Here is a 22,409-nt window from a genome sequence, read left to right as displayed (position 1 = left end):
TGAGACTTGGTATTCATTTTTCGTCTTGCGACGTTAAGAATCCGTATCTTCGAGTGCCCACACAGATTGTCTGATAAATTGTTAAAGAGCAGTGCGACGCGCCTTTCGGCTTACTGTCGCGAGGTGGCGTATAATACGCTTTCCTCTTTCAGAGTCAACCTCATTTTTCAGAAGTTTTCTCTCGTCGACTCTGCGGTACATCGTGAAGTTGTTCACATGTTCCGTGTCGATGGAGGCGCATTATAGGGAGCCGTCAGAGGAAGGCAAGAGGAAATAGTAAAAAAAACCACGACCGCTCACGTTTTCGACGCTACGCCTGTTTTTTCAGCTTTTTGATGGCTGCAGGCAGCTCTGCCAGGCTATTAATCACCCAATCCGCTGCATTTTCTGCTTCTTCCGTTACCGGTTTGCCCGTGCGTACCAGTACCTTTGTACCAATATCCGCGGCGGCAGCTGCCTGCATATCTTCAAACTTATCGCCTACCATATAAGAAGAGGCCATATCGATGTGCAGATAGTCGCGGGCAGAGATAAACATTCCCGGATGCGGTTTACGACAGTCACAGGTCTGGCGGAACTCTTCTACGCTACCCTGCGGGTGATGCGGACAGAAATAGATACCGTCGAGATCGACACCGCGATCGGCCAGCGACCAGTCCATCCATTCGGTCAGGGTTTCAAACTGCGCTTCGGTAAACTTACCGCGGGCAATACCGGACTGGTTGGTTACCACCACCAGCGCGTAACCCATTTCTTTTAATTCACGCATTGCATCAATAACGCCATCGATAAACTCGAAGTCGTCGATTTCGTGGACATAGCCGTGATCGACATTAATAGTGCCGTCGCGGTCGAGAAAAATAGCGGGGACGGATTGGGCCACCGTGTTGCTCCTTAATAAGGCATGTTGCGCTAGTATCGCATGTTTCGATGCACAGGAAAGCCATCATCATGCAGCGCTCGATTGCTTTAGCCGTCTGGATGCCTTAACATCCATTTCGTTGACGGCCGTTGCGCTGTTCTGACAGCAGAATATGCCATGGCTCACTAATTTAAGATAATAAACACCCTAATGATTAAACTTTCAAACATCACCAAAGTGTTCCAGCAGGGCAACCGCACCATTCAGGCGCTGAATAATGTCAGCCTGCATGTCCCTGCCGGGCAAATTTACGGCGTGATCGGCGCATCCGGTGCCGGTAAAAGTACGCTTATTCGCTGTGTTAACCTGCTTGAGCGTCCAACAAAGGGCAGCGTGCTGGTCGACGGTCAGGATCTGACCTCTCTTTCCGAGACGCAGCTCACCGCCGCACGTCGCCAGATTGGCATGATTTTCCAGCATTTTAATCTGCTCTCTTCCCGTACCGTTTTCGGTAACGTGGCGCTGCCGCTGGAGCTGGGCAATACCTCTAAGGATGAGATTAAGCGCCGCGTTGGCGAGCTGCTTGATTTGGTTGGACTGTCGGATAAGCACGACAGCTACCCGGCAAACCTGTCCGGTGGGCAGAAACAGCGTGTGGCGATTGCCCGTGCGCTGGCAAGCAATCCGAAAGTACTGCTGTGCGATGAAGCCACCAGCGCGCTGGATCCGGCGACAACCCGCGCCATTCTCGAACTGCTTAAAGATATCAACCGCCGTCTGGGACTGACGATCCTGCTTATCACCCATGAAATGGACGTGGTGAAGCGCATCTGCGACTGCGTTGCCGTTATTAGTGATGGCGAGCTGATTGAACAGGACACGGTGAGCGAAGTCTTCTCTCATCCGAAGACGCCGCTGGCCCAGCAGTTTATTCAGTCGACGCTACACCTGGATATTCCGGAAGATTACAGCCTGCGCCTGAAGCCGGAAGCCTTTGCCGATAGCGTACCGATGTTGCGGATGGAGTTTACCGGCCAGTCGGTCGATGCCCCGCTGCTGTCGGAAACCGCTCGCCGTTTCAATGTTAACAACAATATTATCAGCGCGCAGATGGACTACGCCGGTGGCGTGAAGTTCGGCATTATGCTGACCGAAATGCACGGCACCCAGCAGGAAACGCAAGCCGCCATTGCCTGGCTGCAGGAACACCACGTTAAAGTAGAGGTACTGGGTTATGTCTGAGGCAATGATGTGGTTATTCGCCCGTAGCATCTGGGAAACGCTGTTTATGACGTTCTCCTCAGGCTTCCTCGGCTTTGCTGTGGGTCTGCCTTTTGGCGTGCTGCTCTACGTCAGCCGTCCGGGCCAGATCATGGAGAACCCGAACCTGTACCGTGTGATTTCGGCGCTGGTGAACGTCTTCCGTTCGATCCCCTTCATTATTCTGCTGGTGTGGATGATTCCGTTCACCCGTATGATCGTGGGCACCTCTATCGGTCTGTACGCGGTTATTGTCCCGCTGACCGTGGGCGCAGCTCCCTTTATTGCGCGTATGGTGGAAAACACCCTGCTGGAACTGCCGGCTGGCCTGATTGAAGCTTCCCGGGCGATGGGCGCCACGCCGATGCAGATCGTGCGTAAAGTCCTGCTGCCTGAAGCGCTGCCGGGCCTGGTCAACGCGGCGACCATTACCCTGATTACGCTGGTTGGCTATTCGGCCATGGGCGGCGCGGTCGGTGCCGGTGGTCTGGGTCAGTTGGGTATCCAGTACGGCTACGTTTCCTATAATCCTTTAGTGATGAATACCGTTCTGGTATTGCTGGTCATTCTGGTTTATTTAATTCAAATCTGTGGCGATCGTATCGTCCGGGCTGTGACGCACAAGTAACGTTATACACAACACAAAACTCATAGAGTAAGGAAATAGCATGGCGTTTAAATTCAAAACCTTTGCGGCCGTTGGTGCCCTGATTGGTTCTCTGGCTCTGGTGGGTTGCGGCCAGGATGAAAAAGATCCTAACCATATTAAAGTCGGCGTGATTGTCGGTGCAGAACAGCAGGTTGCTGAAGTCGCCCAGAAAGTGGCCAAAGAGAAATACGGCCTGGACGTCGAGCTGGTGACCTTTAACGACTATGTGCTGCCGAACGAAGCCCTGAGCAAAGGCGATATCGACGCCAACGCCTTCCAGCACAAACCGTACCTGGATCAGCAGATCAAAGATCGCGGCTACAAACTGGTTGCTGCCGGTAACACCTTTGTTTATCCGATTGCTGGCTACTCGAAAAAAATCAAATCTCTGGACGAGCTTCAGGATGGTTCTCAGGTCGCCGTACCGAACGATCCGACCAACCTCGGTCGCTCCCTGCTGCTGCTGCAGAAAGTGGGCCTGATCAAACTGAAAGAAGGTACAGGTCTGCTGCCAAGCGTGCTGGATATCGCTGAAAACCCGAAAAACCTGAAGATTGTTGAGCTCGAAGCTCCGCAGTTGCCGCGTTCCCTGGACGATGCACAGATCGCTCTGGCCGTGATCAACACCACCTACGCCAGCCAGATCGGCCTGACTCCGGCGAAAGACGGCATCTTCGTTGAAGACAAAGACTCCCCGTACGTCAACCTGATCGTGGTTCGCGAAGATAACAAAGATGCGGACAACGTGAAGAAATTCGTTCAGGCCTACCAGTCTGACGAAGTGAGCGAAGCGGCCAACAAAGTATTCAACGGCGGCGCAGTGAAAGGCTGGTAATCTCCTCAGTCTGTAATATCATTCAGGACGGGCGAAAGCCCGTCTTGTCATTTGTACAGGCTGCTGCTTCAATAGCGGCCTCGTTTATTACTCACAGAGGAAATATTATGCGTGCTTTACCGATCTGTTTATTAGCACTCACGCTGAGCGGCTGTAACTTGCTAAGCAGATCTCCCGTTGAACCTGTGCAAAGCACGGCAACACCGAAGCAAGCAGAGCCTGCGAAAGTTAAAGCCCCGCGCCCGGCGCCGGTAAGAGTCTACACCAATGCTGAAGAACTGCTGGGTAAACCGTTCCGCGACCTCGGTGAAGTGACCGGCGACTCCTGCCAGGCAAGCAACCAGGACTCCCCGCCGAATGTCCAGACTGCACGTAAACGCATGCAGATTAATGCCTCACGAATGAAAGCGAACGCCGTTCTTCTGCACAGCTGTGAAATTACCAGCGGCACGCCGGGCTGCTATCGCCAGGCTATTTGCGTAGGCTCCGCGCTCAACGTTCCGGCGCAATGAGTGCATTTCAGTTTGAGCAAATAGGCGTTATACGCTCACCCTATAAAGAAAAGTTCGCCGTTCCACGCCAGCCAGGCCTGGTGAAAAGCGGCAGCGGCGAACTGCACTTACTCCCGCCCTATAATCAGGCCGATGCAGTGCGCGGCCTGGAGGGCTTTAGTCATATCTGGGTGCTGTTCGTCTTTCATCAAACGATGGAAGGCGGCTGGCGTCCGACCGTTCGCCCGCCGCGGCTGGGCGGTAATGCCAGGATGGGCGTCTTTGCCACACGCTCGACGTTCCGCCCCAACCCTGTCGGCATGTCGCTGGTTGAGCTAAAAGGCATCCGCAGCCAGAAAGACCAGGTCATACTGGAGCTGGGCAGTCTGGATTTGGTGGAAGGTACGCCGGTCGTCGATATCAAGCCCTACCTTCCCTTTGCCGAATCGCTCCCCGATGCCCGGGCCAGCTATGCACAGCAGGCTCCTCAGGCCGATATCCCCGTGTACTTTGCCGAGGATATCGCGCAGCAGCTGCCGTCGCTGGAGCAACGCTACCCGCATCTGGGCACCTTTATTCGCGATGTGCTGGCGCAGGATCCACGCCCGGCCTATCGCAAAGAGGAAGAGAGCGGCAAAACCTACGCCGTCTGGCTGCTGGATTTCAACGTGCGCTGGCGGGTGACCGAACGTGGATTTGAAGTCTTTGCGCTGGAAGCGCGCTAATTTTACGCCGCTCTCTTTTGGCAACTCTGCCGGGCTGATAAACTAAACCACTTTTTTTGCATCAGGCTGGCCTTCAGCCTGTTCCAATTGTCCAAATGGAACCGTAACAACATGCGTACTAGCCAATATCTGCTCTCCACCCTGAAGGAGACACCTGCCGACGCCGAAGTGATCAGCCATCAGCTGATGCTGCGCGCCGGGATGATCCGCAAGCTGGCCTCCGGGTTGTACACCTGGCTGCCGACCGGCGTGCGCGTCCTGAAAAAAGTCGAAAACATCGTGCGTGAAGAGATGAACAACGCCGGTGCGGTTGAGGTGTCCATGCCGGTGGTTCAGCCAGCCGACCTGTGGCAGGAGAGCGGTCGTTGGGAGCAGTACGGCCCGGAGCTGCTGCGCTTTGTCGATCGCGGCGAGCGTCCGTTTGTGCTCGGTCCAACCCATGAAGAAGTGATCACCGATCTGATCCGCAACGAGCTGAGCTCTTACAAGCAGCTGCCGCTTAACCTGTTCCAGATCCAGACCAAATTCCGTGACGAAGTGCGCCCGCGCTTTGGGGTGATGCGTTCCCGCGAGTTCCTGATGAAAGATGCCTACTCTTTCCACACCAGCCAGGAATCGCTGCAGGAAACTTATGACGCCATGTACGCAGCCTACAGCAAAATCTTCTCCCGTATGGGACTCGATTTCCGCGCCGTACAGGCAGATACCGGCTCTATCGGCGGCAGCGCTTCCCATGAGTTCCAGGTGCTGGCGCAGAGCGGCGAAGATGATGTGATCTTCTCTGACAGCTCTGACTTCGCGGCCAACATTGAGTTTGCTGAAGCCCTTGCGCCGTCCACGCCGCGCGCAGCCGCAACCGAAGCGATGACGCTGGTCGATACGCCGAACGCCAAAACCATCGCCGAGCTGGTTGAGCAGTTCAATCTGCCGATTGAAAAGACCGTGAAAACCCTGCTGGTGAAAGCCGTTGAAGGCAGCAGCTACCCGCTGGTTGCCCTGCTGGTTCGCGGCGATCACGAGCTGAACGAAGTCAAAGCAGAGAAGCTGCCGCAGGTTGCCAGCCCGCTGACCTTCGCAACCGAAGCAGAAATCCGTGCAATCGTGAACGCCGGTCCGGGTTCTCTGGGTCCGGTGAATATGCCGATTCCGGTGGTGATCGACCGTACCGTCGCGGCGATGAGCGACTTCTCAGCCGGTGCCAACATTGACGGCAAACACTACTTTGGCATTAACTGGGATCGCGATACCGCGACGCCGGAAGTGGCCGATATCCGCAACGTGGTTGCAGGCGATCCGAGCCCGGACGGTCAGGGTACGCTGCTGATCAAACGCGGTATCGAAGTGGGTCATATCTTCCAGCTGGGTACCAAGTACTCCGAAGCGCTGAAAGCGTCAGTCCAGGGCGAAGATGGCCGTAACCAGACCCTGACCATGGGCTGCTACGGTATCGGCGTCACCCGCGTAGTGGCGGCTGCCGTTGAGCAGAACCACGACGACCGCGGCATTATCTGGCCGGACGCTATCGCGCCGTTCCAGGTCGCTATCCTGCCGATGAACATGCACAAATCCTTCCGCGTACAGGAGCTGGCAGAGAAGCTGTATGCCGACCTGCGTGCGCAGGGCGTCGAAGTGCTGATGGACGACCGTAAAGAGCGTCCGGGCGTGATGTTTGCCGATATGGAACTGATCGGCATCCCGCACACGATCGTGATCGGCGACCGCAACCTGGATACCGACGATATTGAATATAAATATCGCCGCAACGGTGAGAAGCAGATGATCAAAACCGGTGATATTCTCGAATATCTTCTGGCGCAGATCCCACGCTAAGCTAATCTACTGCCTGATAACGCCTCACCAATGTGAGGCGTTTTTTTAAGGATGCTGTACTGACAAGGATTTCGGTATGAAAAAGAGTGTGCTACTGCTGTTAATTGCGGCCGGTCTTTCGGGCTGCACGCTGGATATGTCTTCCGGCCAGAATTCCCCCATCCCCGCGTTCGCACTGCAAAGCATCAGTTCTGCTCCGGGAAAAAGCTATCGGGATATCGATGAGTCCCAGCTGTTAACGGGCGATCTGCTGTTTTCTTCCTCCGTGGGCGCGACATCCTTTGGCATCCGCCTGTTCAGTACCTCTTCCGTCAGTCACGTTGCGCTGTATATCGGTGAAGGCCGGGTTGCTGAAGCCGTCGGCTCCGGCGTGCAGATAGTGCCGCTGGCGGACACTATCAAGCATAGCGATAAGCTATTTGTCCTGCGCAGAGCGGATTTAACGGTGGAGCAAACGGCTAAAATCGCCGAATTCGCCACGGCAAAACTGGGACGGGGCTATAACTACGCCGGTATCGTGAAAATGATGCCCTTTATGGTGACTAAACAGCTTTGCTCACTGAATCCCTTTTCCCGGGATTTTCGCCGTCAGTGCCTGAACGGCCTGGCAGCTTCACAATTGGGTAATGATCTCCCGGATCCCGAGCGCTATTTTTGCTCTCAGTTTGTGATCGCGGCCTTCCAGTACAGCGGCCAACCGCTGACCACAGCGGATGCAGGCTGGGTCAGCCCCGCTGATTTACTGCATATGCGGGAAGGCGATGTCCCGACATTGGTCCCGGTTAAACCGCTGCACTATGTCGGGCACCTGAGACCAGGGATCTACTTCAAAGCCCGACACAGTATGCTGCGCTAACGCGAGGCTTGCTGGCCGGGTCATTCCGTCGGACGACGGACTTTGCCACGCATCGACTTCACCGCTGATTTCTGCGATTTTTGCGTCAGCCGACGCTCTTTCGATGCGCGTGTAGGACGCGTGGCCCGGCGACTTTTCTGTTCCGTGGTCAGCTCTTTGATCAGCGCGACCAGCCGTGCAACCGCCGCCTCGCGATTCATCTCCTGACTGCGATATTCCTGGGCCTTGATAATCACCACCCCATCAGCGGTGATCAGATGGTGACTGGCCTCCAGCAGGCGCGTTTTGTAGTACTCCGGCAGGCCGGAGGCGCCAATATCGAAGCGCAGATGGATCGCCGTCGAGGCTTTATTCACATGCTGACCGCCGGCTCCCTGCGCGCGAATAGCGGTGATTTCCAGCTCATCGTCGGTAATCGTCACCGTTCGCGAAATCTCAATCATGCCTGAACCTGCCAGGGCGTCAGGGTCAGCTCCAGATTACTCTCTCCGTCCGACAGCCAGATAATCCCTTCCTGCAGCGTAGCCTGCAGCGTCATGGTCCGGGAGGCCAGGGCGCTAATCTGTGCCAGCTGTTCATCGTCGAGATACCAGATAGTGAGGTTGCGGAACGAAGCCAGCTTGTTCTGATTTTGCTGCCACCAGACCTGCGCAGTGCGCTGGTTATAGGCAAACAGCGCCACCTCGCCGGACTGGGAACAGGCCTTTTTAAGTCGACGTTCATCTGGCAAACCCAGTTCGATCCACAGGTCGATCCCCAGATGATCGTTGCGCAGCCAGATTTCTGGCTCATCCTCCGCAGAGAGGCCACGGGTAAACTGAAGCCGCTCATCGGCATATTTTATCCACGCCAGCAGGCGCAGCATCATGCGTTCCTGGGTTTCTGAAGGATGACGAGCCAGCGTCAGCGAGGCATCAAGGAACTGGTTCCTGTCCATATCCGCCACGTTGACCACTGCTTTGTAAATTGTCGCTTTTAACGCCATGACACTGCTCCTTTACTTAATCGGCCCTATTGTAGCGAAACCACGGGCAAAGCGCTGTCACGTTATGCGTCACTCATGCTGCTGATATTGCTTAAATGACTGTGGTATAGTCACCTTGCTAAACAGAGTTAATCTTCGTAGGCTTATTTATCTCTCACGGTTAAGTCAGGTCACTGACAGGAGGCCATGTGGAACGCTATTGTGAGTTAATTCGCAAGAGGTATGCGGAAATAGCCAGCGGAGACTTAGGGTATGTCCCGGACGCGCTGGGTTGCGTGTTGAACGTGCTGAATGAAGTGGCTGCGGATACAACCATTTCAGAGTCGGTCAAGGAAAAGGCGGCGTATGCTGCCGCGAACTTACTGGTGAGCGATTATGTCAATGAATGATACCTATCAACCCATCAACTGCGATGACTATGACAATCTCGAACTCGCCTGCCAGCATCATCTTCTGCTGACGCTGGAACTGAAAGACGGCGAAGTGCTTAAGGCTAAGGCCAGTGATTTACTGTCACGTAAAAACGTGGAGTACCTGGTGGTAGAAGCGCCCGACGGCGCGCGCGAACTCCGCCTTGATAAGATTGCGAGCTTTAGCCATCCTGAAATCGGCACCGTCGTGGTGAGCGAGTCCTGACAGATATACGGGCAGTTATCTCTTCTGCCCGTCCCTTTCCTGGCGTAGCGTCATTCCCGCCGAGTCCCCTGCCTGCCCTTCCCGCGTAACAAACTGCCCGACTGCGGCAATCAGCGTCTCGCCGTAAAACAGCATTGGCGTGGTATCGCGCAGCCAGGGCGCGACGCCCAGCTCCTGCCAGATTTTTTTCAGCTTGCGTCCGCCGTTGCGCCCGACAATATGCAGCATTCCCGGCGCCTTAAAACGAATCGACACCGCCTCATCGTCGCGGGGTGGCCGCAGTTCGCCACCGGGCGTCAGCCTGAGCTGACCCAGCCCGCCCGGCAAGACGAGCGGGGAAGCGATATCCTGCCAGTTCAGCACGGTTTCACTTTGCCCCGGAAGCGGATTAACCCACCACAGCTGCTGCTGATAGCGACGTACCTCCCACGTCCCCAGGCGCAGACAGGGCGTTGCGTCCTCGCGGGTCAGCGCCACCTCGTGCCAGAGTCGTTCCAGCATCTCCCGCGACGGCATCGCTGCGCCCAGGTTCGCCAGCCAGCGCCGCAACAGCGCAGCCCGGCGCGCGGCGCTTTTTTCCATCAGCGGTGCAATCGAAAGCGCTCCATGAGGAGAGATCAGCCCGGCCAGGTCTTCGGCCAGCAGCTCATCAAGCAGCTGTTCCTGCTCGGCGCAAAGCGACGCGCTGCGGGCAGCCGCCCGGGCGAAATGCGGCCAGCGCTGCAGCAGCAGCGGCAGCACCCGCAGACGCAGGAAATTACGATCGTAGCGATCGTCCTGATTGCTCTCGTCTTCGATCCAGTCAAGCGCATGCTGCTGTGCGTGTGCCAGCAGCTGCGCTCGCGGCGTATTCAGCAGAGGACGCAGCAGGCGCGTCCCGGCAAAGCGCGAGTCTTCCGCCATGGCCGACAGCCCTGCCGGACCGCTGCCGCGCTTTAACGCCAGCAGCAGGGTTTCACTTTGGTCGTCGAGATGCTGGGCGGTAACCAGCACTTCAGCGGGCCGCAACGCGTCGGTAAAAGCCTGATAGCGCGCCTGCCGGGCATGGGCTTCGATACCCAGTCCCTCGTCGCACAGAGTGACGTACTCCACCTGCAATGGTACCTGCCAGCGGGCACAGAGCTGCTGACAGTGAGTCACCCAGCTATCCGCATACGGGCTAAGCCCATGATGGATATGGATGGCCCGGACGCAAATGTCCGGCTGTTGCTCACGCCAGAGCACCAGCTGATGCAGCAGCACGGTCGAATCAAGACCGCCGCTGAAAGCCAGCAGAAAATGGCGGTGCGCGGTCAGAGTTTGAGCAAGGGATAGTGTTGTCATGGGGATGAAAGGTAACCGATCCTGCCCGGCACGTTACCGGGCATTCTCGGTGATGGCAAGCGTTACTGCTGGTAAAGCTCCAGCGGCAGGCCGTCAGGATCGGCAAAAAACGTGAAGCGCTTAGCGGTAAGGGGATCGACCCGGATATCTTCGCAGGCCACGCCCTGCTCCGTCAGATGCGCCACTGCCCGGTCAATATCGTCCACGCTGAAGGCCAGATGCCGCAGGCCGCAGGCTTCGGGATGGCTGGGACGCGCCGGCGGGAACGGAAATGAGAACAGCTCAATCACATACTGACCGTTAAGCGCGAGGTCGCCTTTCCACGAGTCACGCTCGGCGCGATACACTTCGGCCTGCAGCGTAAAACCGAGGGTATCGCAATAGAACGCCTTACTACGCGCATAGTCGGTGGCGATAATGGCGATATGGTGAACCTGTTTTAAACCCAGCATAGCCTCTCCTTTTCTGTTGTCTGCACGTTACCGGTGAAAACCCACAGTGTGCAAGGGGTCAGCCATCTTTTAGGACTCGTACCAGGTAAGCACCCTCTTCATTGCGCTTCGCACCGTGAATATCGGTGTCAAAGCCGGGATAATGACGACCGATCGAACAGAGCATCAGCAGGAAATCGAGTACGGCCCGACTTTCCTCGGTGATCATCTCTCCCGGCATCAACAACGGAACGCCCGGTGGATACGGCAGGATCATACTGGCCGAAACGCGGCCCACCAGCTGTTCGATCTCAATGGTTTCAACCTCACCTTTGATCTGCAGCTGCCAGGCCTGATGCGGCGTCATTTTCATTTCCGGCAGCACGTCGAAGGCCTGCAGCATCAGGCGCGGCAGCTGGTGCTGACGGATCAGGCGGTGGATCCCCTGCCCCAGATCCTGGATGCGCATATTACGGTAGAAATCGGGATCTTCGGCGTAGAGATCCGGCAGCATATTGCGCACCCGAAGATTAAGATCCCAGGCGCGCTTAAACTCCGTCAGGCCACGGAGCAGGCTCATCGCCCGGGTTTTATCAATACCGATACTGAAGAGGAACAGCAGGTTGTAAGGGCCGGTTTTCTCCACCACCACGCCGCGTTCATCCAGGAACTTAGCCACCAGCGCAGCGGGAATACCTTCATCGCTCATCACGCCCTGCTCATCCATGCCCGGCGTCAGGATGGTCACCTTGACCGGATCGAGGAACAGATGATCGGCATCCGCCTCCTGAAAACCGTGCCAGGCTTCACCCGGCGCTACCGGCCAGCACTCCGCCTCGTCGATATCTTCCGGCTGCCAGATATCGAAGAACCAGCCCTCAGACTCTTCCCGCAGGCGCTGGACCTCTTTGCGGAAATGCAGGGCGCGCTCGACCGAGCGATTAATCAGCCGCTTGCCCGGATTGCCGCGCAGCATCGCGGCGGCCGTCTCAATTGACGCCACCAGCGGATAGCTTGGAGAGGTGGTGGTGTGCATCATAAAGGCTTCATTAAAGGTCTCTTCGTCATACTCCCCTTTAATGTGGATCAGCGATGCCTGCGAAAATGCCGCCAGCATTTTGTGGGTCGACTGGGTTTCGAAGAAGACTTTGCCCGGCACCCGCTCGCCGCTCATGCCGCTTTTTCCCTGATAGATCGGGTGGAAATGGGTATAGGGCACCCAGGCGGAATCGAAATGGATCGACGGCACGTCGAGGGTGGCTTTGATCCAGTTAGTGTTATAGAGCAAACCATCGTAGGTGGAATTGGTGATCACCGCATGCACCGGCCAGCTGGCATCGGGCGTCTGCGCCACCTTCTGTTCGATGCTGATACGGGAAAATTCTCGCCGCGGGATCCCGCCGAGGATCCCAAGCGCGTTGCGTCCCGGCTTTAACCATAGCGGCACGACGTCACTCATCATCAGCAGGTGCGCCAGTGATTTATGGCAGTTACGATCGATAAGCAGCGTACTGCCGGCCGGCGCGGCATACATCCCGACGATCTTGTTCGATGTCGAGGTGCCGTTGGTCACCATATAGCTCTGCTCTGCACCAAAGGTGCGGGCGATATACTCCTCCGCCTCCAGATGCGGGCCGGTATGATCGAGGAGCGATCCCAGCTCGGTGACCGAGATCGACACGTCCGCCTTCAGCGTATTACCGCCGAAGAAATCATAGAACAGGCAGCCAACCGGGCTTTTCTGGTAGGCCGTACCCGCCATATGGCCCGGCGTACAGAAGGTATACTTCCCCTCTTTGACATAGGTAAAGAGCGCCCGCGTGAACGGCGGCATAATGTTGTCGATATACTCGGTCGTGTACTGACCAATCCGGGTGGCAATGTCCTGCGCCGCGCCCAGGGAGTATTCAAAGAACCACAGCGCCATACGCATGTCGTGCACACTGACGTCGAGGGTGGAGTGGGTATTGATAAAGGCGTAGAGCGGCAGGTACTCATTAAGCTGGTTGATATCGCTGCAGAGGTCAACGCTGTACTCATCCCAGTCGAAAATGACCCCGCAGATACGCGGATTGTGCTCGATAAACTTCAGCAGGTCGGCGCTGTTCTGCGGCCAGATGATTTTGAACCCCTGCTGTTCCAGCGCCGCTTCCAGCTCTTTGATGGGCTCGTCTTTGTAGTAGACCCCGTGCGGCCCCATGATGGCGATAATATTCACGCGTTCCTCCTGGAAAAAACCTTAGCTAATCATAGCCCAGGTAAACCGCAGCCATAAAAAAAGCCACACGGTCGTGTGGCTTTTTCAGAATGCGTGAGGCTATCAGGCGTAACCGTAGCTCATCAGACGCTGGTAACGACGGTTACGCAGGTCTTCTTTGCTCAGCACGTCGAGATCGGCCAGATCGGCTACCAGCTGCGCTTTCAGAGAAGCCGCAATGGCTTCCGGATTGCGATGCGCACCGCCCAGCGGTTCCGCGATCACGGTATCGATCAGCTTCAGCTCTTTCAGACGCGGAGCGATAATGCCCATTGCTTCTGCTGCCAGCGGAGCCTTGTCGGCGCTCTTCCACAGAATGGAGGCGCAGCCTTCCGGAGAGATAACGGAATAGGTGCTGTATTGCAGCATATTCACTTTATCGCCCACGCCAATGGCCAGCGCGCCGCCGGAGCCGCCTTCACCGATCACAGTACAGATTACCGGTACGTTGAGGCGCGACATTTCACGCAGGTTGCGGGCGATCGCTTCGGACTGACCGCGCTCTTCCGCACCCACACCCGGATAGGCACCAGGGGTATCGATAAAGGTGATAATCGGCATATTAAAGCGCTCGGCCATTTCCATCAGGCGCAGGGCCTTACGGTAACCTTCCGGCGCCGGCATACCGAAGTTGCGGCGGATTTTTTCTTTGGTTTCACGACCTTTCTGATGGCCAATCACCATCACAGGGCGACCATCAAGACGCGCAATACCACCCACGATAGCTTTGTCGTCAGCGTAAGCACGGTCACCGGCCAGTTCGTCAAATTCGTCGAACGCCAGGCGGAGATAATCCAGGGTGTAAGGACGCAGTGGATGGCGTGCCAGCTGGGCTATCTGCCATGCACCAAGATCGGCGAAGATTTTGCGCGTCAGCTCTACGCTTTTTTCGCGCAGACGATGCACTTCTTCGTCGATGTTAATATCCAGTTTTTCATCCTGACGGCTTACCGCTGTCAGAGAATCGATTTTCGCTTCCAGCTCAGCAATCGGCTGTTCGAAATCAAGGAAATTCAGACTCATAGTATTCCTGTATTAGTCAAACTCCAGTTCCACCTGCTCCGGGCCAATAAGGCCGCGCAGATCGTTGAGTAAACGATCGCTCGGAGAGACGCGCCAGCCTGCGCCAAAGCGCAACCGCGCGCGCGCATCCGTCCTCTGATAGTAGAGGTGTACTGGAATGGTTCCCGAACGGTGGGGTTCCAGAGACTGACGGAGTCGGTTTAAAAGCTGGTCATCAATTTGCCTGTCCGTCAGCGAGATAGCAAGCCCGCGAGCATATTTTTCGCGGGCTTCGTCAATGTCCATAACTTCACGGGCCATCATTTTAAGCCCACCGCTGAAGTCATCAAAGCTGACCTGTCCGCTGACGATAAGTATGCGGTCTTTTTCCAGCATATGCTGGTATTTATCCAGCGCGTCGGTGAATAACATCACCTCCAGACGCCCGGAACGGTCATCCAGCGTACAGATGCCGATTCGATTGCCGCGCTTGGTGACCATTACCCGCGCAGCAATAACGAGCCCCGCCGCCGTGGTCATTTTACCACGTTCGGTGGGATGCATGTCTTTCAGGCGATAGCCGCCGACATAACGCTCAATTTCTTTCAGGTACTGGGTGATCGGGTGCCCGGTCAGATAGAGACCCAGCGTTTCCCGTTCCCCATCCAGTACGATCTGTTCCGGCCACGGCTGACAGCTGGCGTAGGACTGCTCGACCACTTCCGGCTCATCGGCCAGGACGCCGAACATATCCGCCTGGCCAATGGCCTCGGCTTTCGCATGCTGATCCGCCGCTTTCAGCGCATCCGCCAGTGAGTTCATCAACGCGGCGCGGTGCGGCCCAAGACGGTCAAACGCCCCGGACATAATCAATTTTTCCAGCACCCGACGGTTCAGCTTTTTAGTATCGGTACGTGCGCACAGATCAAACAGTTCACGGAAATAGCCACCGCTGTTACGTGCTTCAAGAATCGCCTCAATCGGCCCTTCCCCGACGCCTTTAATGGCGCCAATACCGTAGACTATCTCGCCTTCGTCGTTGACGTGGAAATGGTACAGCCCGGAGTTAATGTCCGGCGGCAGGATTTTCAGCCCCATACGCCAGCACTCATCCACCAGGCCAACGACCTTCTCGGTGTTGTCCATATCCGCGGTCATTACCGCCGCCATAAACTCGGCCGGATAGTGCGCCTTCAGCCACAGCGTCTGGTATGACACCAAAGCATAGGCCGCGGAGTGGGATTTGTTAAATCCATACCCGGCGAACTTCTCCACCAGGTCAAAGATTTTCATCGCCAGTTCGCCATCGACGCCGTTTTGCTTCGCGCCTTCTTCGAAGGTGCCACGCTGCTTGGCCATCTCTTCCGGCTTTTTCTTACCCATCGCACGACGCAGCATATCCGCGCCGCCGAGGGTATAGCCGGAAAGCTCCTGGGCAATCTGCATAACCTGTTCCTGGTACAGGATAATGCCGTAGGTTGGCTCCAGCACCGGCTTGAGGCATTCATGCTGCCACTGAACGTCAGGATAGGAGATCTCTTCCCGACCGTGCTTACGGTCGATAAAGTTATCTACCATCCCCGACTGCAGCGGCCCCGGGCGGAACAGCGCCACCAGGGCGATCATATCTTCGAAGCAGTCGGGCTGCAGGCGCTTAATCAGATCTTTCATGCCGCGGGATTCAAGCTGGAAGACCGCGGTGGTCTCCGAGCGCTGCAGCATATCGAAACTTTTCTTATCGTCCAGCGGGATCGCCGCGATATCAATCGGCTCCAGGCCCTGTTTGGCCCGGCGCGGGTTGATCATCTTCAGCGCCCAGTCGATGATGGTGAGCGTACGCAGGCCCAGGAAGTCGAACTTCACCAGCCCGGCGTACTCAACGTCGTTCTTGTCAAACTGGGTGACCGGATGCTGCCCGGATTCATCGCAGTAGAGCGGCGCAAAGTCGGTAATTTTAGTCGGTGCGATCACCACCCCACCGGCGTGTTTCCCGGCGTTACGCGTGACGCCTTCGAGCTTACGCGCCATATCGATCAGCGCTTTAACTTCTTCGTCCGCCTCGTAAATTTCCGGTAGCTGCGGCTCGGCCTCAAAGGCTTTAGCCAGCGTCATCCCCGGATCGGGCGGCACCAGTTTTGAAATTCGGTCAACAAAGCCGTAGGGGTGGCCCAGGACACGGCCTACGTCGCGGATAACCGCCTTGGCCGCCATGGTACCGAAAGTAATGATCTGCGATACCGCATCGCGGCCGTACATCTCCGCCACGTGATCGATAACCTGGTCGCGTTTCTCCATACAGAAGTCAACGTCGAAGTCGGGCATCGACACACGTTCCGGGTTCAGGAAGCGTTCGAACAGCAGGTCGAATTCCAGCGGGTCAAGATCGGTAATTTTCAGCGCATAGGCCACAAGGGAGCCCGCACCGGAACCACGGCCCGGCCCTACCGGCACGCCGTTATCCTTCGACCACTGGATAAATTCCATCACGATAAGGAAGTAGCCAGGGAACCCCATCTGGTTGATAACCTTCAGCTCAATATCGAGGCGGTCATCATACGCCGGGCGCTGCTTCAACCGTTCTTCTTCATCCGGGAACAGGAACACCAGGCGCTCTTCCAGACCCTCTTTCGATTTGACGACCAGGAAATCTTCCGTCGACATCTCACCGGTCGGGAACTGGGGCAGGAAGTACTCACCCAGACGGACCGTAATATTGCAGCGTTTGGCGATCTCGACCGAGTTTTCCAGCGCTTCCGGGATATCGGAGAACAGCTCGCACATCTCCTCTTCGCTGCGCATGTACTGCTGCGGAGAGTAGTTTCGCGGCCGCTTGGGATCGTCGAGCGTAAAGCCGTCGTGGATGGCAACGCGGATTTCATGAGCGTCGAAATCGCCGGTTTCCAGGAAACGCACATCGTTGGTCGCCACTACTGGCAACCCTCGCGCTTCCGCCAGCTCGACGGCGGCATGCAAATAGCTCTCTTCATCCTGACGACCGGTACGGATCAGTTCGAGATAGAAGCGATCGGCAAAGTGCTGCTGATAAAAATCAACGCACTGATCCACCAGCGCGCTGTTGCCACGCATCAGGCTTTTACCCACGTCGCCCATGCGCGCACCGGAGAGCAGGATCAGCCCTTCGTTCAGCTCGACCAGCCACTCGCGGTCAATCCACGGCCCCTGCGGGCCATAGCCACGCTGATAGGCGCGGGAGATCAGTAACGTCAGGTTCTGATAGCCGGTATTATTGGCCGCCAGCACCGTCAGCTGGGTCATTTCGTCGCCGAACAGCTCGCTCTGGACGTGGAAATCCGCACCGACAATCGGCTTGATTCCTGCACCATGCGCCGCTCCGTAGAACTTCACCAGGCCGCAGAGATTGGTAAAATCGACGATCGCCAGCGCAGGCATGCCGAGGGCGGCCGCCTTTTTCACCAGCGGCCCGGTTTTTGCCAGCCCATCGATCATGGAGTAGTCGCTGTGCACCCGAAGGTGTACGAAACGTGGTTCAGCCATTTTCAGAATCCCGCGTTACTTAATATCGTCCGCTCAGGACACCAGACCCAGCGCACGTTTCACCGGACCGAAGCTGCGTCTGTGGTGTGCCGTCGCGCCGTGCTCGGCCAGTCTTTCAAGATGAAAGACGGTCGGATAGCCTTTGTGCTGTGCAAAGCCGTATTGGGGGAATGTGAGGTCCAGCGCAGCCATCTCCGCATCGCGGGTGACTTTAGCCAGAATCGACGCGGCGCTGATTTCAGCTACCCGGCTGTCGCCCTTAACCACCGCCATCGACGGCATCGGCAGGGCCGGACAGCGATTGCCGTCAATCAGCACGTATTCCGGGACGATGCGCAGCCCGGCAACCGCTCGCTGCATCGCCAGCATGGTGGCATGCAGAATATTGAGCTCGTCGATTTCATGCGGCTCTGCGCGGCCAAGGCTCCAGCAGAGGGCTTTTTCTGTGATCTCGTCGAATAGTGCCAGTCGGCGCTTTTCAGACAGTTTCTTGGAATCATTCAGGCCAACGATCGGCCGGGCAGGATCGAGGATCACCGCCGCGGTCACCACCGCGCCCACTAACGGCCCGCGGCCGACTTCATCGACGCCCGCAACCAGGTGGGTATGCGGATAAACAAATTCGATCATTGGGCTAACTCCAGTACGGCTTGTGCCGCCTGCTCGTCGGCATTGCAGCGGATCTGCTGATGCAGCTCGCGGAAAATGTCATGTACCGCATTGCTGGTGCTGCCGCGAGCGAGCAGCGGCTCTAACGCATCGGCAAGCGCCTGCGGCTGGCATTCGTCCTGCAGCAGCTCTTTGACCAGCTCGCGACCCGCCAGCAGATTCGGGAGTGAAACATAGTCGGTTTTCACCAGACGCTTCGCCAGCCAGAAGGTAAAAGGCTTCATGCGATAGCCGACGACCATCGGACATTTCGCCAGCATGCACTCCAGCGCCGCCGTGCCCGAGGCCAGCAGCGCCGCATCGCTGGCGATCATCGCCTCGCGGGCCATGCCGTCCAGCAGATGGACACGGAGATCCGGTGCCACCTCGGCTTTAATCTGCTCAAACTGTTCACGCCGTTTCGCGTTAACCAACGGCACCAGCACTTCCAGATCCGGATAGCGCTGGCGAAGGAGCATCGCGGTACGTAAGAAATCGGCGCTGAGCATTTCGACTTCCGCACCGCGGCTGCCCGGCAGCAGCGCCAGACAGTGGGCATTATGGTCGATTCCCAGCGTATCGCGCGCCGCGTTTTTATCGGGATCCAGCGGCATGGCATCGGCCATGGTGTGGCCGATAAAGCGGCAGGGTACGTTGAAACGATCGTAAAACGCTTTTTCGAAAGGCAGAAATGCGAGCACCAGGTCGGTGGCTCTGCCTATTTTGAAAACGCGTTTCTGTCGCCACGCCCAGACGGACGGACTGACATAGTGAATAGTACGAATGCCGCGTTTTTTCAGGTTCCCCTCAAGGGTAATATTGAAATCGGGGGCATCAATGCCGACGAAAACGTCCGGCTGGAGTTCGCTAAAGCGACGGGTCAAATCGGCGCGGATATGCAGCAGACGACGCAAACGGCCCAGCACCTCAACGATGCCCATAACCGCCAGCTCTTCCATCTCATACCAGGCTTCACAGCCTTCGGCCTGCATGCGCGGTCCGGCAACACCAACAAAACGGGCGTTGGGAACACGCTCCTTTAGCGCACGGATAAGACCGGCACCAAGAATATCGCCGGAGGTTTCTCCGGCGACCAGGGCTATCGTTAATGGACGTGAATCAACCATTAACGGATCAGACCACGCGTTGAGCGCCCAAAGAAGTCATAAAATGCCTGAACTTCAGGGTACTGCGCGGCCAGTTCGGCGATTTCCGGCTTCGCTTCTTCCAGCGTTTTGCCGCTACGGTACAGTTGCTTATACGCGTTGCGGATTGCCGTAATCGACTCGCGGCTAAAGCCACGACGTTTCAGCCCTTCGATGTTCACCCCAAACGGCGTCGCATGGTTACCCTGCGCAATCACGTAAGGAGGAACATCCTGCGCAACACCGGAGCAGCCGCCAACCATCACGTGTGCACCAATGATGCAGAACTGATGGACTGCGGTCATGCCGCCGATAATCACGAAGTCATCGAGAGAGACGTGCCCCGCCAGAGTTGCGTTATTGGCGAGGATACAGCGATTGCCGATCGTACAGTCATGCGCCACGTGCGCATTGATCATCAGCAGGTTATCGCTGCCCACCTTCGTTACCCCACCGCCCTGAGTCGTGCCACGGTGAATGGTGACGCTTTCGCGGATGCGATTGCGATCGCCAATCTCCACGCGAGTCGGTTCACCAGCATATTTCAGATCCTGGTTAACTTCCCCAATGGAGGCGAACTGATAGATCTCGTTATCACGACCAATTTTAGTATGGCCGTTTACGACAACGTGGGACTTCAGTACGGTACCTTCACCGATTTCAACGTCAGGTCCGACAATACAGAACGGGCCGATATGGACGTTAGCACCAATAATGGCGCCCTCTTCCACAATCGCGGCAGGATGAATAAAGGCGGTTTTATCAATCACGTATCAGGCCTCCCGGCTACGCGCACACATCATCGTAGCTTCACAAACAACTTTACCGTCAACCAGTGCCACGCCCTTAAAGCGGGTCAGGCCGCGGCGCGTTTTCTCAAAGGTGACTTCCATAATCATCTGATCGCCTGGCACCACCGGGCGCTTAAAGCGCGCTTCGTCGATACCTGCGAAATAGTAGAGTTCACCCGGCTCCAGTTTGCCGACGCTTTTAAACGCCAGAATACCGGTAGCCTGTGCCATCGCTTCCAGAATCAGTACGCCCGGGAAAATCGGTTTACCCGGGAAGTGCCCCTGGAAAAACGGCTCATTTACCGTAACGTTTTTTACTGCGCGCAGAAAACGACCTTCTTCAAAATCCAGCACGCGATCAACCAGTAAGAACGGAAAACGGTGCGGCAGAAGTTCAAGAATCTCTTCAATGTGCAGAGTATGAGTGTCAGTAGTCAAAATACTCTTCCTGTCAAAATATACTAAAAGACAATAATAACACGGCCCGCGGCAATCTCAGAGATGCCAGCAGGCCGGGGAATGCAAATGCAAGCGGGTAACTATTGGTCTTGTTGATTGATCTTGCGTTCTACTGCTTTGAGACGCTTGCTCATATCATCAATGTTCATTACCAGGGCTGCGGTTTTACGCCACGTCTTATTCGGCTGCAGCGGAATACCGGAGGAATAGACGCCAGGTTCTGTAATCGGACGCATCACCATGCCCATTCCGGTTACCGTCACCTTATCGCAAATTTCCATATGCCCGTTAATCACGCTGGCTCCGCCAATCATGCAGTAACGGCCAATTTTCAGGCTGCCTGCCATAATCACGCCGCCGGCGACTGCGGTATTGTCGCCAATCACAACGTTATGTGCAATCTGGCACTGGTTATCAATGATGACGCCACTACCGATAACGGTGTCATCCAGCGCACCGCGGTCAATGGTGGTACAGGCACCGATCTCGACACGATCGCCGACGATCACTCGTCCAAGCTGGGGTATTTTCACCCAGTTACCGCGATCGTTCGCATAGCCGAAGCCGTCAGAACCGATCACCGTGCCGGACTGGATCAGGCAATTTTCACCGATTTCTATCTCATGATAAACGGTAACGTTGGCCCACAGACGGCTACCAGCACCCACTTTGGTGTCTTTGCCGACGAAGCAGCCTGCGCCGATAATCACGTTATCGCCGAGGGTAACCCCGGATTCGATCACGGCATTCGCCCCGATCGCCACGTTATTACCCAACGTCGCCGTTGAATCAACCACTGCACTCGGGGCAATGTTCTGCGCCGGTTGAGGCGTGGTATCAAGAATTTGAGCCATGCGGGCGTAGGTCAGATACGGGTTTTTGACTACCAGTGCCGCACTTTGGGCGAAAGGCAGATCGTCTGCGGTCATGACGACAGCGGACGCCTGGCACGCGGCCAGGTGTTCACGGTACTTAGGGTTAACCATGAACGTAATTTGACCTGTTTTAGCAGACTGCATGGACGCAACGCCGGTGATGACGAGATCGCCATCACCGTGTAATTCTGCATCCAACTGCTGCGCTAAATCAGACAGTCGAATTGAAGGCATTACTTATTTAACCTGTTTCAGCACATCAGCAGTGATGTCTTTCACGTCGCTGCTGTTGAAGGCAACGGTGTTAGCATCAACAACCAGATCAATGTTCTGATCGTCAGCAACTTTCTTCACGGCAGCCTGGATACGGGTAACCAGTTTGCCACGCTCTTCGTTGGAACGACGTGCACGATCCTGCTCAAACGCCTGTGCTTTCTGACCAAACGTCTGACGCTTAGCCATCACGTCTTTCTCAAGGCTGCTGCGCTCGCTGGCTTTCATGGTAGAACCATCACGCTGCAGACGCTGCATTTTTGATTGCAGATCGGTTTCCATGCCCTGCAGTTCGCTGGCGCGGCCTTTGAACTCGTTTTCCAGGGTGCTGGAGACGCCCGTTTTCTGCGCGACCTGCTGGAACAGATTGCCCATGTTAACAATTGCAATTTTGTCTGCCGCCTGCGCGGAGGTTGCCATTGCTAAACCCAGACCTGCAGCTAATAACCACTTTTTCACAATAAACTCCTCACCATCCCATTTGTACCCGCAGGTACCGTTCTTTGCGGACTTTCGGGCCACTGTGGACCCGTAAAGTCGTCGCTACACTGCCTGGGCAA

General features: G+C 56.3%; 23 protein-coding genes. 9 read left to right on the top strand and 14 right to left on the bottom strand.

Annotated elements, in window-relative coordinates; translation table 11 throughout:
* Window positions 1-310: 310 nt before the first annotated feature.
* A complete protein-coding gene (gene gmhB / locus EDF81_RS18055) occupies window positions 311-883 on the bottom strand; it encodes a D-glycero-beta-D-manno-heptose 1,7-bisphosphate 7-phosphatase (protein WP_123349530.1) in 573 nt (190 codons plus the stop codon).
* A 189-nt stretch (window positions 884-1,072) separates the two neighbouring features.
* Here gmhB and metN point away from each other — a divergent pair, with 189 nt between their 5' ends.
* From metN to EDF81_RS18020, 7 genes are all read left to right on the top strand, one after another.
* Window positions 1,073-2,104 (top strand): methionine ABC transporter ATP-binding protein MetN, encoded by a 1,032-nt coding sequence (gene metN, locus EDF81_RS18050; RefSeq protein WP_123349529.1) that lies wholly within the window; start codon window positions 1,073-1,075, stop codon window positions 2,102-2,104.
* A complete protein-coding gene (locus EDF81_RS18045; RefSeq protein ID WP_123349528.1) occupies window positions 2,097-2,750 on the top strand; it encodes a methionine ABC transporter permease MetI in 654 nt (217 codons plus the stop codon). Before metN ends, EDF81_RS18045 begins: the two co-directional genes overlap by 8 nt.
* Before the next feature lie 40 nt (window positions 2,751-2,790).
* Window positions 2,791-3,606 carry a methionine ABC transporter substrate-binding lipoprotein MetQ gene (gene metQ, locus EDF81_RS18040; RefSeq protein WP_123349527.1) on the top strand — a complete coding sequence of 272 codons (816 nt, stop codon included), beginning with the start codon at window positions 2,791-2,793 and terminating at the stop codon, window positions 3,604-3,606.
* A gap of 107 nt (window positions 3,607-3,713) precedes the next feature.
* Window positions 3,714-4,118, top strand: a complete 405-nt coding sequence (rcsF, locus tag EDF81_RS18035; protein ID WP_123349526.1) for an Rcs stress response system protein RcsF — start codon at window positions 3,714-3,716, stop codon at window positions 4,116-4,118.
* Complete coding sequence (tsaA, locus tag EDF81_RS18030) at window positions 4,115-4,822, top strand: tRNA (N6-threonylcarbamoyladenosine(37)-N6)-methyltransferase TrmO (protein WP_123349525.1); 708 nt, start codon at window positions 4,115-4,117, stop codon at window positions 4,820-4,822. Before rcsF ends, tsaA begins: the two co-directional genes overlap by 4 nt.
* A 111-nt stretch (window positions 4,823-4,933) precedes the next feature.
* Window positions 4,934-6,652, top strand: coding sequence for a proline--tRNA ligase (gene proS / locus EDF81_RS18025; protein ID WP_123349524.1), 1,719 nt, complete (start codon window positions 4,934-4,936; stop codon window positions 6,650-6,652).
* Between the two features lie 76 nt (window positions 6,653-6,728).
* On the top strand, window positions 6,729-7,508 hold the full coding sequence (locus tag EDF81_RS18020) for a YaeF family permuted papain-like enzyme (protein ID WP_123349523.1): 780 nt from the start codon (window positions 6,729-6,731) through the stop codon (window positions 7,506-7,508).
* A gap of 20 nt (window positions 7,509-7,528) precedes the next feature.
* Here the strand turns inward: EDF81_RS18020 and arfB are convergent, their stop codons facing one another.
* Both arfB and EDF81_RS18010 read right to left on the bottom strand, forming a co-directional pair.
* Window positions 7,529-7,951 carry an alternative ribosome rescue aminoacyl-tRNA hydrolase ArfB gene (gene arfB / locus EDF81_RS18015; RefSeq protein ID WP_123349522.1) on the bottom strand — a complete coding sequence of 141 codons (423 nt, stop codon included), beginning with the start codon at window positions 7,949-7,951 and terminating at the stop codon, window positions 7,529-7,531.
* Window positions 7,948-8,493 carry a YaeQ family protein gene (locus tag EDF81_RS18010; protein WP_123349521.1) on the bottom strand — a complete coding sequence of 182 codons (546 nt, stop codon included), beginning with the start codon at window positions 8,491-8,493 and terminating at the stop codon, window positions 7,948-7,950. Before EDF81_RS18010 ends, arfB begins: the two co-directional genes overlap by 4 nt.
* A 188-nt stretch (window positions 8,494-8,681) precedes the next feature.
* Between EDF81_RS18010 and EDF81_RS18005 the strand changes: the two genes are divergently transcribed.
* Together EDF81_RS18005 and rof are read left to right on the top strand one after the other, a co-directional pair.
* A complete protein-coding gene (locus tag EDF81_RS18005) occupies window positions 8,682-8,882 on the top strand; it encodes a YaeP family protein (RefSeq protein WP_123349520.1) in 201 nt (66 codons plus the stop codon).
* Window positions 8,869-9,129, top strand: a complete 261-nt coding sequence (rof, locus tag EDF81_RS18000; RefSeq protein ID WP_123349519.1) for a Rho-binding antiterminator — start codon at window positions 8,869-8,871, stop codon at window positions 9,127-9,129. The genes EDF81_RS18005 and rof overlap by 14 nt, the downstream gene beginning before the upstream one ends.
* Window positions 9,130-9,144: 15 nt before the next feature.
* Here rof and tilS read toward each other — a convergent pair whose 3' ends face one another.
* From tilS to skp, 11 genes are all read right to left on the bottom strand, one after another.
* The gene (gene tilS, locus EDF81_RS17995; protein ID WP_123349518.1) at window positions 9,145-10,452 is read right to left on the bottom strand and encodes a tRNA lysidine(34) synthetase TilS; all 1,308 of its coding nucleotides are present in this window, start codon (window positions 10,450-10,452) and stop codon (window positions 9,145-9,147) included.
* 62 nt (window positions 10,453-10,514) lie between these two features.
* The gene (locus EDF81_RS17990) at window positions 10,515-10,904 is read right to left on the bottom strand and encodes a VOC family protein (RefSeq protein WP_123349517.1); all 390 of its coding nucleotides are present in this window, start codon (window positions 10,902-10,904) and stop codon (window positions 10,515-10,517) included.
* 58 nt (window positions 10,905-10,962) lie between these two features.
* Window positions 10,963-13,101, bottom strand: coding sequence for a lysine decarboxylase LdcC (locus EDF81_RS17985; protein ID WP_123349516.1), 2,139 nt, complete (start codon window positions 13,099-13,101; stop codon window positions 10,963-10,965).
* A gap of 102 nt (window positions 13,102-13,203) precedes the next feature.
* Window positions 13,204-14,163, bottom strand: a complete 960-nt coding sequence (gene accA / locus EDF81_RS17980; RefSeq protein WP_123349515.1) for an acetyl-CoA carboxylase carboxyl transferase subunit alpha — start codon at window positions 14,161-14,163, stop codon at window positions 13,204-13,206.
* A gap of 12 nt (window positions 14,164-14,175) precedes the next feature.
* Window positions 14,176-17,658: a DNA polymerase III subunit alpha gene (gene dnaE, locus EDF81_RS17975; RefSeq protein WP_123349514.1), complete on the bottom strand. Its 3,483-nt coding sequence runs from the start codon at window positions 17,656-17,658 to the stop codon at window positions 14,176-14,178.
* A 33-nt stretch (window positions 17,659-17,691) separates the two neighbouring features.
* On the bottom strand, window positions 17,692-18,288 hold the full coding sequence (gene rnhB, locus EDF81_RS17970) for a ribonuclease HII (protein ID WP_123349513.1): 597 nt from the start codon (window positions 18,286-18,288) through the stop codon (window positions 17,692-17,694).
* Window positions 18,285-19,433 (bottom strand): lipid-A-disaccharide synthase, encoded by a 1,149-nt coding sequence (lpxB, locus tag EDF81_RS17965; RefSeq protein WP_123349512.1) that lies wholly within the window; start codon window positions 19,431-19,433, stop codon window positions 18,285-18,287. Before lpxB ends, rnhB begins: the two co-directional genes overlap by 4 nt.
* Entirely contained in the window at window positions 19,433-20,221 is a 789-nt protein-coding gene (gene lpxA / locus EDF81_RS17960) for an acyl-ACP--UDP-N-acetylglucosamine O-acyltransferase (protein WP_123349511.1), read from the bottom strand. The genes lpxB and lpxA overlap by 1 nt, the downstream gene beginning before the upstream one ends.
* 3 nt (window positions 20,222-20,224) lie before the next feature.
* Entirely contained in the window at window positions 20,225-20,680 is a 456-nt protein-coding gene (gene fabZ / locus EDF81_RS17955; protein WP_123349510.1) for a 3-hydroxyacyl-ACP dehydratase FabZ, read from the bottom strand.
* A 101-nt stretch (window positions 20,681-20,781) separates the two neighbouring features.
* Complete coding sequence (gene lpxD, locus EDF81_RS17950; RefSeq protein WP_123349509.1) at window positions 20,782-21,810, bottom strand: UDP-3-O-(3-hydroxymyristoyl)glucosamine N-acyltransferase; 1,029 nt, start codon at window positions 21,808-21,810, stop codon at window positions 20,782-20,784.
* A gap of 3 nt (window positions 21,811-21,813) precedes the next feature.
* Window positions 21,814-22,308 (bottom strand): molecular chaperone Skp, encoded by a 495-nt coding sequence (gene skp / locus EDF81_RS17945; protein ID WP_123349508.1) that lies wholly within the window; start codon window positions 22,306-22,308, stop codon window positions 21,814-21,816.
* Between the last annotated feature and the right edge of the window lie 101 nt (window positions 22,309-22,409).

Source organism: Enterobacter sp. BIGb0383, from assembly GCF_003751845.1.
Lineage (GTDB): Bacteria > Pseudomonadota > Gammaproteobacteria > Enterobacterales > Enterobacteriaceae > BIGb0383.
This window is presented reverse-complemented; position numbering and strand designations above follow the sequence as displayed.